The organism is Novosphingobium malaysiense (genome assembly GCF_000802225.1).
GTDB lineage: Bacteria > Pseudomonadota > Alphaproteobacteria > Sphingomonadales > Sphingomonadaceae > Novosphingobium > Novosphingobium malaysiense.
In genome coordinates this window covers 363,279-377,331 of record NZ_JTDI01000003.1, presented here as the reverse complement: position 1 = coordinate 377,331, position 14,053 = coordinate 363,279, and the positions used below count along the sequence as shown (strand labels likewise).

The 14,053-nt window shown below is 65.1% G+C and carries 9 protein-coding genes; 2 read left to right on the top strand and 7 right to left on the bottom strand.

What is annotated here, in order from left to right; translation table 11 throughout:
• Nucleotides 1-5: 5 nt before the first annotated feature.
• The 5 genes from LK12_RS09725 to LK12_RS09705 all read right to left on the bottom strand — a co-directional run bounded on the left by LK12_RS09725 (nucleotide 6) and on the right by LK12_RS09705 (nucleotide 6,762).
• On the bottom strand, nucleotides 6-434 hold the full coding sequence (locus tag LK12_RS09725) for a MarR family transcriptional regulator (protein ID WP_231568311.1): 429 nt from the start codon (nucleotides 432-434) through the stop codon (nucleotides 6-8).
• Between the two features lie 67 nt (nucleotides 435-501).
• On the bottom strand, nucleotides 502-1,614 hold the full coding sequence (locus LK12_RS09720) for an alpha/beta hydrolase (protein ID WP_231568310.1): 1,113 nt from the start codon (nucleotides 1,612-1,614) through the stop codon (nucleotides 502-504).
• A gap of 13 nt (nucleotides 1,615-1,627) precedes the next feature.
• Nucleotides 1,628-3,208 (bottom strand): AMP-binding protein, encoded by a 1,581-nt coding sequence (locus LK12_RS09715; protein WP_039282793.1) that lies wholly within the window; start codon nucleotides 3,206-3,208, stop codon nucleotides 1,628-1,630.
• A gap of 57 nt (nucleotides 3,209-3,265) precedes the next feature.
• Nucleotides 3,266-5,800: a penicillin-binding protein 1A gene (locus tag LK12_RS09710; RefSeq protein ID WP_039282791.1), complete on the bottom strand. Its 2,535-nt coding sequence runs from the start codon at nucleotides 5,798-5,800 to the stop codon at nucleotides 3,266-3,268.
• Nucleotides 5,801-5,886: 86 nt separating this feature from the next.
• Nucleotides 5,887-6,762: an N-acetylmuramoyl-L-alanine amidase family protein gene (locus tag LK12_RS09705; RefSeq protein WP_039282789.1), complete on the bottom strand. Its 876-nt coding sequence runs from the start codon at nucleotides 6,760-6,762 to the stop codon at nucleotides 5,887-5,889.
• A gap of 604 nt (nucleotides 6,763-7,366) precedes the next feature.
• Between LK12_RS09705 and LK12_RS09700 the strand changes: the two genes are divergently transcribed.
• Nucleotides 7,367-10,210, top strand: a complete 2,844-nt coding sequence (locus tag LK12_RS09700; protein ID WP_039282787.1) for an Rne/Rng family ribonuclease — start codon at nucleotides 7,367-7,369, stop codon at nucleotides 10,208-10,210.
• Between the two features lie 251 nt (nucleotides 10,211-10,461).
• A complete protein-coding gene (locus LK12_RS09695) occupies nucleotides 10,462-11,091 on the top strand; it encodes a PilZ domain-containing protein (RefSeq protein ID WP_039282784.1) in 630 nt (209 codons plus the stop codon).
• A gap of 114 nt (nucleotides 11,092-11,205) precedes the next feature.
• Here the strand turns inward: LK12_RS09695 and LK12_RS09690 are convergent, their stop codons facing one another.
• Nucleotides 11,206-11,838, bottom strand: coding sequence for a class I SAM-dependent methyltransferase (locus LK12_RS09690; RefSeq protein ID WP_039282781.1), 633 nt, complete (start codon nucleotides 11,836-11,838; stop codon nucleotides 11,206-11,208).
• Nucleotides 11,839-11,851: 13 nt separating this feature from the next.
• Complete coding sequence (locus tag LK12_RS09685; RefSeq protein WP_082010448.1) at nucleotides 11,852-14,008, bottom strand: molybdopterin-containing oxidoreductase family protein; 2,157 nt, start codon at nucleotides 14,006-14,008, stop codon at nucleotides 11,852-11,854.
• Nucleotides 14,009-14,053 lie beyond the last annotated feature (45 nt).

Below are 14,053 nucleotides of genomic sequence, written 5' to 3'. Positions count from 1 at the left end.
CCGTTTCAGCGCCCGCGAAGCTGCGCTTCCAGTTTTCTGCGCAGGGACCGAAGCACCTGCGTCGCCTCGCGCACGGACTCGATCTCGGCGGCGGGCAGCAGGTCTTCAGCTATGGCATCGGCGCGCGCATCGATGGCGCGTTTCAGCGCCAGCCCCTGCTCGGTCGCACGCAGCAGCGGGGCGCGCTTGTGATCGGGATTGTCGACCATTGCGATCAGACCGCCATCGCGCAGCGAATTGGCGGCGCGCTGCACGAGCTGGCGCGCCTGCCCCATAGAGCGGCCGATCTGCGCCACGGTGGGTGCCTTTTCGGCCTCCACCACGGCATTGAGAACCATCTGTTCGGAATCGTTGAGGGCGCTTTCCTGCCGCGCAGACGCAAAGACGCTGCGCAGCCGGCTGTTCAACCGGATCGTCTCATCGACAAGCCCCACCAGGGGATGCCGCGACTCGAAAGGCCCTCTCTCCATGACATGATCATGTCATGTTGACACGATCATGTCATTCTGAATCGGCTTCGATCTCGTCGAGCATCGTCCGGGCGAGCTTGAGGAAGGCCACCGTATCGTCCTGCGCCGAGGGGATATCCTTGCGGAACGTGGCGAAGCCGTGGATCAGCCCCTTGCCCTCGTAGTAGACGGTCGGCACGCCGGTCTCGACCAGCTTGGCGGCATAGGCCCGGCCCTGATCGCGCAGCGGGTCGAGCGAGGCGGTTACCAGCACCGTGGGCGGCATGTCGTGCAGATCGCCGAGCAGCGGCGAGGCCTTCAGGCTCTGCGGATCGGCCGCGTACATGGCGCTGAATTCCCCCATGCTCTTGGCATCGAGCATGTATCCTTCCGCGAACTTCTCTTCCGAAGGGTACTTTCGCGAGAAATCGGTGGCCGGATAGATCGGGATCTGCATCACGACGGGGACGGCTGCCGGCTTGTCGCGCAGGGCGGCAGCAGCGACCAGCGTCAGGTTACCGCCGGCGCTGTCTCCGCTGAGGATCAGGCCGGTAAAGTCGCGGCCGAACGCTTCGCCGTTTGCCGCGACCCAGCGCGCCGCGGCCTCGCCATCGTCGACGGCTGCAGGAAACGGGTTTTCCGGTGCGAGACGGTATTCCACCGAGACCACGGGCAGGTCGAGCTGGCGCGCGATTTCTGCGGCTATCCCCGCGTGGGTATCGATACTGCCGAGCACATAGCCACCGCCGTGGTAGAAGACCACGACCGGGCCCGGCTCCCGCTCGGCGCGGGTGTCGAACAGGCGCAGCGCCATCGGCCCGCCGGGACCGGGCATCGTCACATCCTTGATCACCGCCATGTCGCCCACTGGCAGATCCTGCTGCGACATCGCCGCCACGGCTGCGGGCGGAAGCTGGTGGATCTTGATCAGCATCTCGCGCGTGAACGGCGGCTTGGGCGTGGCGTAGAACGTCTTGAGATAGTCGACGACATCTGGCCGCACATAAGGCTCGGCCGCGCTTTCCTTCTCGGTCTGGGTATGGACCGTACCCTCCGCGTTCGCATCTTTCGCCATCGCCGGGAGAGGAACCGCCGCCAGCGCAACCAGCGCCGCGCAGGGGCCAAGCCAGCGGCGCGCCATGCGCGTACCGGAACTTGTCTTCATACCGATTTTCTCCTCAGACGACGGCGACCGAGTTGCCGTAGAGCTTGCGCAGTTCATGCTTTGCCAGCTTGCCCGAAGGCAGGCGCGGCAGTTCCTTGACGAATTCGTACTCGCGCGGCGCGGTGACCGGCGAAATCCGCTCGCGGCACCAGTCCTTGAGCGACTGTTCCAGCGCGGGCCCCGCATCGGCCCAGTCCTTGGGCTGCACGACCGCCTTCACCTTCTCGCCGAACTCGGGATCGGACACGCCCAGCACCGCCACGTCGAGCACCTGGGGGTGGACGATCAGGCAGTCCTCGATCGCCTGCGGGTAGATATTCACCCCGCCCGAGATGATCATGAAGTCCTTGCGGTCGGTGAGGTAGAGATAGCCGTCCTCGTCGAGCTTGCCGATGTCGCCCACCGCGAACCAGTTGTCGTGCTCGGGATGCGTGGCCTTGCGCGATTTCTCGGCGTCGTTGAGGTAATTGACGACGCGCCCGCCCGGCGCCTCGAAATAGACGATCCCGCTTTCGCCGGGCGGCAGTTCGCGTCCTTCCTCATCGCAGATGTGGATCGGGCCGAGTGAGGACTTGCCGACCGAGCCCGGCCTTTCGAGCCATTCCTGCGAGGTGATCGCGGTCGCGCCGACGCCTTCTGTGCTGCCGTAGTATTCGAAGATGACCGGGCCCCACCATTCGATCATGCGCCGCTTGATCTCGACCGGGCACGGCGCGGCGGCATGGATCGCCATGCGCAGCGAGGACAGATCGTATTTCGTGCGCACCTCGTCGGGCAGCGCCAGCATCCGCACGAACATGGTCGGCACGAACTGCGCGACACCGACCTTGTAGCGCTCGATTGCGGCCAGCACGCCTTCGGCATCGAACTTGCGCTGGGTGACGAACAGGCCGCCCAGCCGCTGCGCCGTCACCATGCCGGAGAGCGGCGCGCCGTGGTACAGCGGCCCGACATTGAGCGAGACCAGCGGATCCAGCTCGTGATAGATCGGCATCACGCCTTCGAGCGCGTTGAACTCGTCGATCGGGCCGGGCGTAAAGGGCAGAACGATGCCCTTGGGCCGCCCGGTCGTGCCGCTCGAGTAGATCATGTGGAAGCCGGAAATCTCGTCCGGAACGGGCTTGGCGGGCATGGCCTCCAGCGCCTCGGACAGGGGCTCGGCGCCTTCCATGGCGCCCTCGCCTGCCGGGTCGCCGGCATAATAGACCTTGTCCACGCCCGGCACGAGCTCTGCGTGATCGCGGGCAAGCGCGCGCGGCGTTTCGCCGATGGAGGCCGACAGGATCAGCACTTTCGCGCCAGCATCCTCGACGATGTACGAGGCTTCGGACGGCTTCAGGTGCGTGGACAGCAGCGTGACGAAACAGCCGCAGCGGGTGGCGCCCCAGTAGACCTGCGCGAACTCGGGCGAGTTGCGCAGCATCACCGCGATCCGGTCTCCCGGCTTCAGGCCCAGCGAGCGCAGCAGCTGCGCGAAGCGATTGGAGCCTTCGTCCAGCTGGCGATAGGTCAGCGTCTCGCCGGTGTCGGCAACGACCAATGCCAGGGCGTCAGGCGTGGTGCGGGCGTGGCACGACGGGTGATAGCCGGGCATCGATCGATCCTCCCTCGGTTCAGGCCGGAGCTTTTGCCGCTCTCGGCCGGTCGGCAATCAGTATAGCCCGCCCTGCTCCTCTGCAAAGTCCTGCGCTTCGCCCGCGGCGGCACGCGCATTTGCCGCCTGGCGTTCTTCGCGCGCCTGCGAGATTTGCGCCACCAGTGCATCGCGCCGGCGCGTGAAGTCGTCCTGCGCAGTATATTCGCGCGGTTCGCTGTCGGGCTTGAACGCCTCCCAGATCACCGACGCTTTCGGCTCGTCGGAGGGTTCCACCCCCATGACCTGCTTGCCGGTCACGCGGTCGATGCGGACCATGCGAATACCGGGCGGCGCCAGCAGCGGCCTGTCCGTCCAGCGATCACGCGTGGCGAGCACGACGTCCTTGAAGATCGGCGCGGCAATGCGGCCGCCCTGCGCCCAGCCGCCGAGCGAGCGCGGATTGTCATAGCCTACATAGACGCCACCAACGTAATCCTGGTTGCCACCCATGAACCAGACATCGGTCGGCCCGTTGGTGGTGCCGGTCTTGCCGAAAATGGGCAGCTTGAGATCGCGCAGCCGCACGGCGGTACCGCGGATCACCACGCCTTCCAGCATATGGATCACCTGGTAGGCGGTATCGGCATCGATCACCTGCTTGCCCTTGCGGGGAATGCGCGGCATCGGCCTGCCGTCCCACTCGGCCATGTCGCAGGTGTCGCAGCGCCGCGTGTCCGCGCGCCAGATCACCTTGCCGTTGCGGTCCTGGACATAGTCGATGACGGAAGGCGAATACTGCACGCCGTTGTTGGCCAGCGCCGAATAGGCGTTGACCATCCGCTCGACCGTGGTCTCGCCGGCGCCGAGCGCAAAGGACAGGTAGGGCTTATAGTCGCCGATACCCATGCGTTGGAACGTCTTGACCACGCGCGACATGCCGGTGTCGTTGGCAATGCGCACGGTCATCAGGTTGCGCGACTGCTCCAGGCCCCAACGCAGCGTGTGGCTACCGCCACCGCCCTCGTTCCCGAAATTCTTGAAGCACTTCTGTCCAAGCGCCGCGCCCTGATAGACGCAAAACGTACCGTCGAGCACTTGCGTCGCTGGCGTCATGCCATTCTGCAGTGCCGTGGCGTAGACGAAAGGCTTGATGGTGGACCCCGGCTGGCGTTCGGCCTGGGTGGCGCGGTTGAACGAGCCGAGACCGAAATCGAAACCGCCCTGCATGGCAAGGACGCGGCCCGTAGCCGGCTGTTCCATGACCATGCCGCCCGAGACCTCCGGGATCGTGCGTAGGGCCCAGGTCCCGCCTGAAACCGGCTCGGCGACGACGAAATCGCCGGGCTTGGCCTTGTCTGCCAGATTGGTCAGCGTGGCGATGTTGCCGTCGGAAAACCCGATCCGGCCGGAATCGCCCGAGCGGTCGAGAATGACACCGACGCGCCAGTCCTTGTAGTCGATCGTCCGGTTGGAAACGATGAGCTGGGTCTGCCAGTTGTCCAGCTTGTTGATGTGCGCAACCGGCCCGGTCCAGCCCCGGTTGCCGTGGAAATTGAGCAGCCCCTTGCGCAGCGAGGCACGCACCGCTTTCTGCAACTTGCGATCGAGCGAGGTGCGCACCCAGAGGCCGCCGGCATAGACGCTGTTCGGGCCGTCTTCCGCCTTCTCGCCATAACGGTCGATCAGACGGCGGCGAACTTCTTCCACGAAATAGCCGTTCGAGGGATCATAGCTCTCGGTGCGACGCGGAATGAGGCCGAGTGGCTTGGCCTTGGCCGCCTCGGCATCGGCGCGCGAAGCCCAACCGTTGTCGACCATCTGGTCGAGCACCCAGTTGCGCCGGGTGATGGCCATGCCTTCGTACTTCTTGCGGCCATAACGTTCAGGCGCCTTTGGCAGGATCGCCAGAAACGCCGCCTCGTGCAGGTCGAGATCGCCCACGTCCTTGCCGAAGTAGGCGCGTGCGGCGGCCTGCACGCCGAAGCTCTGACGCCCTAGCGGAATCTCGTTGAGGTAGAGTTCGAGGATCTGCTGCTTGCTCAGCACACCTTCGATCCGGTGCGCGACGATCATTTCCTTGAGCTTGCGTGTGACCGAATATTCGTCGCCGATCAGGATGTTCTTGGCGACCTGCTGGGTAATCGTCGAGCCACCCTTGGCGCGCCCGCCCGTGCCCAGTTTGGAGACATAGTCCACCACCGCGCCGGCCAAACCGGTGAAATCGACGCCGCCATGGGTCCAGAAGGTCTTGTCCTCGGCCGAAAGGAAGGCGTTGACCAACGGTTTGGGAAAATCGACGAAGCGCAACTGCACGCGCCGCTCGCGCGCATAGCTGTAGACGATCTCGCCATCGATATCGCGCACCATTGTGGGTAGCGGCGGCTGGTACTCAAGCAGTTTGCTGGCGTCCGGCAAGTCGCGGGTGAGCACGATCCAGAAGCCGGCCAGGCACACGAATCCGGCCAGGCAGAGATAGGCGAAACGGCGCCACCACTTGTGCTCGCGCCATGTTGTCGCGAACGCAGCCATTGCCCCGGAGGGCTCGCGACGAACGCGGTAGGTGGCATCCGCGGACTGCGGTTCGCCGGAATTGTCGGTAGGATCGCTCATTGCGCCTGCCCTCTAGCACGCTCGTTTCGCGCAACGCCAGACGGGAAGAGCGAATTTGCGACGAGCACCACGGAACAGCGCGGAAGTCATACGCCCCGCTTGCGCGCGAAGTATATGCGGATCGCCCGCGCGGTGGCTTCGGCAATGATTCTCTGCCCCTGCCGCGAGCGCAGGAATGCCTGGTCCTGGGGATTGTTGATATAGCCGGTCTCGAAAAGGATCGAGGGAATGTCCGGCGCCTTGAGAACGGCCAGCGCCGCCATCTCTATGCGGTCATGATGCAGCCCGACGTTTTCCTCGCGCAGTTCACGCAGCATGAGGTCGGCCAGTTCGGTCGATTCTGCCTGGGTACCGCGCTGCGACAGTTCGAGCAGGATGGCGCCGACGTTTTCATTGGTCTTCGACAGCGACACGCCGTTGATCCGGTCGGCCCCGTTTTCACGCGCCGCGAAGCGTTCGGCCGCCTGGCTCGATCCCTTTTCCGAAAGCACGTAGACGCTCGCGCCCCGGGCAAGGTCGTTTTCGGCGCTGTCGGCGTGGATCGAGACGAACAGGTCGGCGTTGAGACGCCTTGCCATGTCCGGACGGTCCTTCAGCGACACGAACCGGTCCGTATCGCGTGTCAGCGCCACGCGGATGCCGCCGCCCGCCAGAAGTTGCTCGCGGATCGCCAGCGCCATCTGCAGCGCGACGTTCTTTTCATGGACAGCGTCGGTCCCGGCGCCGGGATCGAACCCGCCATGGCCGGGATCGATCACCACCAGCGGACGGCTGGCATCGGCGGGGCCGTCGACCCGGGGCAGGTCAACCGGCGCGTCCGCGTTCGGGAGATCGAAACGCACGACGTAATCGTAATCCTCGCCGCCCTCGGCAGCGGACATGGCCCTGTCGATCACAAATGCCGCGACCAGCAGCGCCAGGGGCGCCGAAAGGACAATCAGCAGACGTATCATGCGCAGCATCGTCGAACTGCGTAGATGGCAGCGACGAATCCGGCAATCCTGCCCCGACGTGTTCCCCCGTTTTCGGTAAGCAATGCAGTAACCATATCCGTGTTAAAAAACCCTGCAGCCAAGTAACTTGCCGATGACCGTCTTGAATGCTAGGCCAAGCCGATCCGGGTCCATTGCGCCTCCGGTCCTCGAAATCCGGCACAAGCATCACCAGATGACACCGGAAAGGGACTGGCCAGGGCATGATCCGGGCCGTTTTTACCGGAAAATCCGTTTCCGGGTCCGAACAGGTTGATGCGAGCCATGAGAAGCCAATTGCCGCCTTGCCAGCCGACGCCCGAAGGGGCGGTCGCGGTTTGGCCGCAATATTTCGCGTGTCCGAATTCGCCACGCGAACTTCCTCTCGCAGACACGATCGCCGCTCTACGGGCGGCCGACACTATTGCCACACGCGGGGCGCTGGATGGCCCCGCGTTCATATCTACCCCTGCCCTGGATACGCAGATCCCCGTCGCATTTGACCGGGCATTCGCTGCTCCACCGGGCCTTTTCGAACACAACCGCGCCACCCAGGCTGATCCGGCCGGGATCGGGCGCGTATGGAGATCACATAATGGCAACGCGCATGCTCATCGATGCGCGCCACCCGGAAGAAACGCGGGTGGCGGTACTCAAGGGAAATCGCATTGAAGAGTTCGATTTCGAATCGACTGAACGCAAGCAGATAAAAGGCAACATCTACCTGGCGAAGGTGACGCGCGTCGAACCTTCGCTTCAGGCCGCTTTCGTCGATTTCGGCGGCAACCGGCACGGGTTTCTCGCCTTCAGCGAAATTCACCCCGACTACTACCAGATCCCGAAGGAAGACCGCGAAGCGCTCCTCGCCGAGGAAGAGGCCCTGCGCGACAGCGAGAATGACGACGCGGACGAGGACGACGAGGATACCGACAACGACGAAAACGAAGACTTCGACGATGGCGGCCTGACCGAAGTCGACACTTCGGAAAAGGAACAAGTCGCCACCATCGAGGACGGAAACGTCGAGAACGGCTTCTCCGAAGGCGACGACGGCGAGGAGGAATCCTCCGAGGGTGACAGCGAAGAGAGCAACAACCGCGGCCGCCGCGGTCGTGGGCGCCGCCAGGGCGGGCGCAACTCGGGCCGTTCCAAGGAAGCCGACGACATGCGCGCCAAGCGCATGGCGCTGCGCCGCCGCTACAAGATCCAGGACGTCATCCACCGCCGCCAGGTGCTGCTGGTGCAGGTCGTCAAGGAAGAGCGCGGCAACAAGGGTGCGGCGCTGACCACCTACCTCAGCCTTGCCGGCCGTTACTGCGTGCTCATGCCGAATTCGAGCCACGGCGGCGGCATCAGCCGCAAGATCAGCTCGGCCAGCGACCGCAAGCGGCTGAAATCGATCATCGCCGAAATGCAGCTGCCCCGCTCGATGGGCTGCATCGTGCGCACCGCCGGTCTCCAGCGCACCAAGACCGAGATCAAGCGCGATTTCGACTACCTCGCCCGCCTCTGGGACGAGCTGCGCGAGAAGACGCTGCACTCGGCCGCGCCGACGCTGATCCATTCGGACAGCGACCTGATCAAGCGCGCCATCCGCGACATCTACAACCGCGACATCGAGGAAGTCGTGGTCGAAGGCGAGGAAGGCTACCGCGCCGCCAAGGACTTCATGAAGCTGCTCATGCCCAGCCATGCGCGCAAGGTGAAGCCCTACTCCGACCCGGTACCGCTGTTCCAGCGCTACGGCGCCGAGGACCAGCTCAGCGCGATGTACGATCCGGTCGTGCAGCTCAGGAGCGGCGGCTACATCGTCATCAACCCGACCGAGGCCCTGGTCTCGATCGACATCAACTCGGGCCGCGCCACCAAGGAACACGGCATCGAGCAGACTGCGGTCGCCACCAACCTGGAGGCCGCGCACGAGATCGCCCGCCAGCTTCGCCTGCGCGACATGGCCGGCCTCGTCGTCATCGACTTCATCGACATGGAGTACGGCTCCAACGTCCGCAAGGTCGAGAAGGCGATGAAGGAAGCGCTCAAGAACGACCGCGCGCGCATCCAGGTGGGCCGCATTTCCAGCTTCGGCCTGATGGAAATGAGCCGCCAGCGCCTGCGCACCGGCGTGCTCGAAGCGACAACGCGTTCCTGCCCGCACTGCGACGGCACCGGCCTCGTGCGTACCGCCAGCTCTGCCGGCCTTTCGGCACTGCGCCTGATCGAGGACGAAGCCGCCAAGGGCAAGGGCGTGGTCGTCTCGCTCTTCGCGTCGACCGAAGCGGCCGTCTACCTGCTCAACGCCAAGCGTTCGGATCTCGCCGACATCGAGGCGCACTACGGCGTCTCGGTCGAAGTGATCCCCGAGGGAGAGAACGAGGGCGCCAAGATGCGCGTTGTTTCCTCCGGTCCGCGCAACGACTTCGTGCCGCGCTTCGAACCGATCGCCACCGATGTCGACGACGACGACATTCCCGAAGAGGACGACGACTTCGACGAGGAAGAAGCTCGCTCGGAGGATGATGGCGCCGGTCGCCGCAAGCGCCGCAAGCGTCGTCGGGGACGCAGCCGCAATCGCTCCGACGAGCAGGGCTCTGAGGATAGCGGTGGCGAAGGCGAAGAGAGCGAAGGCGCTGAATCGGACGGCGAAGCGCAGCCCGAAACCGCCGAAGGCGAAGAATCCGGCGCACCGCGCAAGCGCCGCCGTCGCGGTGGACGCCGCCGCCGGGGCCGTCGCAACGGCGAAAATGGTGAGAACGGCGAGAACGGCGAGACCGTAAGTGAAGGCGCCGAAGCACAGGCCGACGATACTTCGTCCGAGCCCGCTGCCGAAGACATTGCGCCCGAGGCCGCACCTGCTGTCGACGCCGAAGCCCCTGCAGAGGAAGCGCCGGCCAAGCCCAAACCGAAGCGGACGCGCCGCAAGAAGGCCGAACCGGCAGAAGCGGACGCCGCCGAGGCAACCGCGACCGGCGAAGCTGCGGCTGAAGAAGCTCCGGCCAAGCCCAAGCGCACGCGGCGCAAGAAGGCCGAACCTGCCGCAGACGCCGAAGCAGCCAGCGAAACGGCTGCCGAGGCCACTGCGGAGGAAGCGCCGGCCAAGCCCAAGCGCACGCGCCGCAAGAAGGCCGCCGCGCAGGATGCCGAACCGGGCACCGAAACCGCTCCCGAAGAAGCGGCCGAAGCGGCTCCGCCCAAGCCCAAGCGTACGCGCCGCAAGAAGGCCGAACCTGCCGCAGACGCGGAAGCACCTGCCGAAGCGACGCCCGCACCTGCGGAATCGGCCGCAGAAGCGCCTGTCAACGCGGAGCCTGCAGCGGAATCGGCTCCGCCCCCGGAAGCGGCCAACGATGCGAACGGCTCAAACGAAGCCGACAGCGACGGCGACAGCGACAGCGGGGAACCGCCCCGTCGCGGTTGGTGGCAGCGCACCTTCGGAAATTGAGCCGATCTGCCTGAAAGAAAAAGGCCTCCCGCCGCCGGCGGGGGGCCTTTTTCTATGCCGGGTATGTTGTGCAAGCGGTTCCCGCACCCCGCCCTCGCGCCTGCGGTTATGAGCCACCCTCGCTCAGTTCGCGTCTTTACAAATGCTTAGCGAATTGGGCGTAACTAAAGTGAACATCTTCAGGAGAAGTAGGCTTAACCGGCTTCCCACGAGAAGGGTCGCAAAAGCGAGTATCGGGGGGTACGAGCAGAATGAGTTATCAGCACGACCAGAATGTCGGCGATTCTGCCGCAGTGGCGGAAGGGAGCGAGCGGCGCATCCAGCCGCGGCTTGCGCTGCTGTTGCTACGCAGTGCCAAGCTGGTCGGGCCCAGCGGCGAATTCCTGTGCATCGTGCGCGACGTTTCGGAAACGGGGGTGAAACTGCGGATGTTTCATCCGATCCTCGACGACGAAGACCTCGCCCTCGAATTCACGACGGGAATTCGTTTCGGTCTCGAAAAGGTCTGGGAAGCGGGCGGCGAAGCCGGTTTCCGGTTCATCGACCCCGTGGACGTCTCCAGCTTCGTCAATGGAACCGGTCCATTTCCGAAACGGTCGGTCCGCCTCAGGCTGAACCATCCTACGGCGCTCAGCGTCGCAGACCGCACCGCAACGGCAACCATCCTCGACCTTTCGCGTGAAGGGGCGAGAATCGAGTTTTCGGAACACCTGGCGATCGCGCAGAAAATTCGCGTAAAAAGCGATCGGCTTCCGGCGTTCGAAGCATCCGTGCGCTGGCGCCGCCACCCCTATTATGGCCTCATCTTCCACCAGATGATGAGCATGGAAGAGCTGGCCCTTCGCGTGTACGAAATTCAATCGGAAGACGCCGCGTCCTAGCGAACTGCCTGGTCCCGAAGGACGCGCCGAGCAGCCGCAAAATGCGGACACCACGCAAAAGGCGCGTTAGCCGGTCACGCGATTGAGGCCGCCAGAAACTGGCGGTGCCCGCCCCTATCCCGTCTTCACTGCCCTGCCCCACTCCATCCAGCCGGCAAAGCGCGGGCCCACGCTCATGTAGCGGGCGCCCGATGGCTCGGTGGAAAAACCGGATGCGGCCACGGCTGAGGTCACGGGACGCGATAGATGGCAATTGCCGAAAAGCTTGCTCCACACCGGGTCGATACGTTCCTGCCAGCGCGCTATTTTGGCCTCCGGCGAGCGGCCGTGCTCGGCAAACAGGAGTGTTCCGCCCGGGCGCAGCACCCGGCGCAATTCGGACAGCGACCGGCCATGATCGTTTACCGAACACAGTGTAAAGGTACACACAACCGTATCGAAGCTTTCGTCGGCGAAGGGAATGTCCTCAGCCACGCCCTGGCGGATATCGGCGCTCCAGCCCTTTTCCTCGGCCGCGGCGCGGGCATAGTCGAGCCCCTTGCCCGAGGGATCGAGGCCGGCGAAGTGCTCTATTCGCGCGGGATCGTAAAGCTGCTGATTGATGCCGCCGCCGCATCCCATTTCCAGGACCCGCCCCGACGCCAGCGGCACAACGTCCTGTCGGATCTCCATGATCGGCGCCTGCGCGCAGCCGCAGCGGATGATGCGCGGCACAACGGTTTCATCCCACCAGCGTGCCAGTCCCATCTTCGCACTCCTCTCAGTGTTTCTCGTAGGCCTGCACGGTAACAGGAATTGCCGAAAAGCGCGGCATGAAGTTCACCGGCTCCAGCACCCTGGTCAGCGAACAGAGCTGGCCGACATTGGCGCCTTCGTCCGCTTCGGGATCGTCGGTCGAGACGAGCGGGCCGAACATGTGCGTCATCGAGACGACGCCGGGGCGCAGGCGGTCTTCCGCCTTCACCTGCGTGCGCACCATGCCGTCGTCCGAGGCGATTTCCACGGCATCACCCTCGCACAGACCGTCGCGCGCCATGTCGTCGGGGTTCATGTAGGCGAAGTTGACCGGATAGCGCCGTTTCGCTTCGCGCGAATGGCGGTAGGCGCCGTTGATGGCGTGGAGAATGCGGCGGCTGATCAGGCGATAAGGCCGCGCAGCTTCCTCCTGCTCATCCCGAATGATCGCCATTTCGTCCGCGACATCGGGCGGCATCAATTCGAGCTTCCCGCCAGCCGCCGGCGCCGGCTGGACGAACTGCTCTGGCATGTCGGGCCGCACGCCTTCGGGATGGGCGAGCAGTTCGTCGAAAGGCACAGCGCTACCCGCTGCTAGAAAGCGGCACAGCTCTTCCGGATCGGGCTTTTCGGGGCCCGAGAGGTCCAGCCCTTCGGGAATGTCGGCGAAGTTGAGGCCATAGGCCCAGAACTTGAAGGTCAGCGGCACGCCCATGCGGTGTGCAAGCGCCCAGAAGAACTCCCAGTCGTGCAGGCAGCCTGCGGGCTTTTCCACCACAGGCCGCGTATATTGCGCGAAAGGCGCGGGGTAGAGCGCATCGCCGGGGATCGAGATCTCGTGCCGCTCGAACGGCTGGCTGCTGGCAATGACGTAGTCGGCCAGCTTGGCCGTCTCGTTCATCCGGCAATCGAGCGAAACGAGCAGGTCGAGGTGTTCGAACGCCGGCTTGGCCACCGCCGGATCGCCCACCGCCATCAGCGGATCGCCGCCGAACACGATCAGCGCGCGGATGCGGTCGGGATGGTCGGCCATGATCTCCGCAGGCAGCAGCGCGGAGGGCATTTCGCCCAGAAGCGTGCCGGTATCCTCGCTAACGCACTTGGGATCGCGCTCGAAACTGCGCGACGGGGAGACGGCCATTTCATAGACCGGCTTGGTGCGCAGGGTGCCGGGATTGCGCACCCTGTCGCCCTCACGCCGATAGCCGCCACAAAGCGCATTCACGACCTCGATCATGTGATCGTTGGCGTTGGAGTGCGTGGAGAACGAGGGGCCGGTGCCGCTGCCGGTGGTCACGCGGTGTGCCTCGCCCAGCCACTTCGCGGCCAGTTCGATCTGCTCGACCGGCACGTCGGCGCGCGCGGCGGCCATTTCGGGCGTGAACGGGGCGACGGCGGCCCGCAGCTCCTCCAGCCCGTTGCACCACTTCTCCACGAATGCGCGGTCGTAAGTGCCGTCGCGCAGCAGGATATGGGCAATGGCGGCGAAGATCGCGGCGTCGTGGCCGGGCAGCGGCTGGATCAGCAGGTCGGCGAAGCGGGCGGTCTCGGTGCGGCGGGGATCGACCAGGATCACCTTGCAGCCGTTGGCGCGCGCCGCTTCGAAACCGCGCGCGGGCGCCCCGCTTTCGGCCACGGCATAAGGCGCGCCCTGATGCGTAACCAGCGGATTGCCCCCGGCGAGCAGCGCCACGTCGCAATCGCGCATGGCGTTCTTGCCGCTCGCCATCGTGCCCAGCCGCGCCATCGTGACCCACTTGGCCGACTGGTCGATGGTCATCGTCGAGAAGAAATTGGGCGTGCCGAGCGCCGCCACGAAAGCGCGCTCCATCAGCCCGCCCAGGACGCAGCGATAGGCCCCGGTGCCGTGATAGACCGCCACGCTGCGCGGGCCGTGTTCGGCCACGAGCGCCTTGAGCTTGGCAGCGATGGCATCGACGGCGGCGTCGTTATCGACGGGGGCGAAAGTGCCGTCGGGCTGGCGCGCGAGGCTCTGGAGCAGCCGGTTTTCCGCGCCATTGTGAAAGTCGACGGCGGCTAGGCCCTTGGGGCAGAGATAGGCGCCGTACGGTGAGGCCGTGCCATCGGGTCGGGCGCGGACCATGCGGCCCTCGTCCATCTCGATTTCCATGGCGCAAAGGGCGCTGCAGTTGCGGCAAAAGGTTTTTATGCTTTCTCCCATCCGCGCAGCCTAGGCCAAGGCGGGCCGGGCGAAAAGGGCGCGCGC

What these genes read in the sequence shown, in the direction of transcription:
- LK12_RS09720 (WP_231568310.1), bottom strand. Translation starts at nt 1,614, where the DNA reads ATGAAGACAAGTTCCGGTACGCGCATGGCGCGCCGCTGGCTTGGCCCC.
- LK12_RS09715 (WP_039282793.1), bottom strand. Translation starts at nt 3,208, where the DNA reads ATGCCCGGCTATCACCCGTCGTGCCACGCCCGCACCACGCCTGACGCC.
- LK12_RS09710 (WP_039282791.1), bottom strand. Translation starts at nt 5,800, where the DNA reads ATGAGCGATCCTACCGACAATTCCGGCGAACCGCAGTCCGCGGATGCC.
- LK12_RS09705 (WP_039282789.1), bottom strand. Translation starts at nt 6,762, where the DNA reads ATGCTGCGCATGATACGTCTGCTGATTGTCCTTTCGGCGCCCCTGGCG.
- LK12_RS09700 (WP_039282787.1), top strand. Translation starts at nt 7,367, where the DNA reads ATGGCAACGCGCATGCTCATCGATGCGCGCCACCCGGAAGAAACGCGG.
- LK12_RS09695 (WP_039282784.1), top strand. Translation starts at nt 10,462, where the DNA reads ATGAGTTATCAGCACGACCAGAATGTCGGCGATTCTGCCGCAGTGGCG.
- LK12_RS09690 (WP_039282781.1), bottom strand. Translation starts at nt 11,838, where the DNA reads ATGGGACTGGCACGCTGGTGGGATGAAACCGTTGTGCCGCGCATCATC.
- LK12_RS09685 (WP_082010448.1), bottom strand. Translation starts at nt 14,008, where the DNA reads ATGGGAGAAAGCATAAAAACCTTTTGCCGCAACTGCAGCGCCCTTTGC.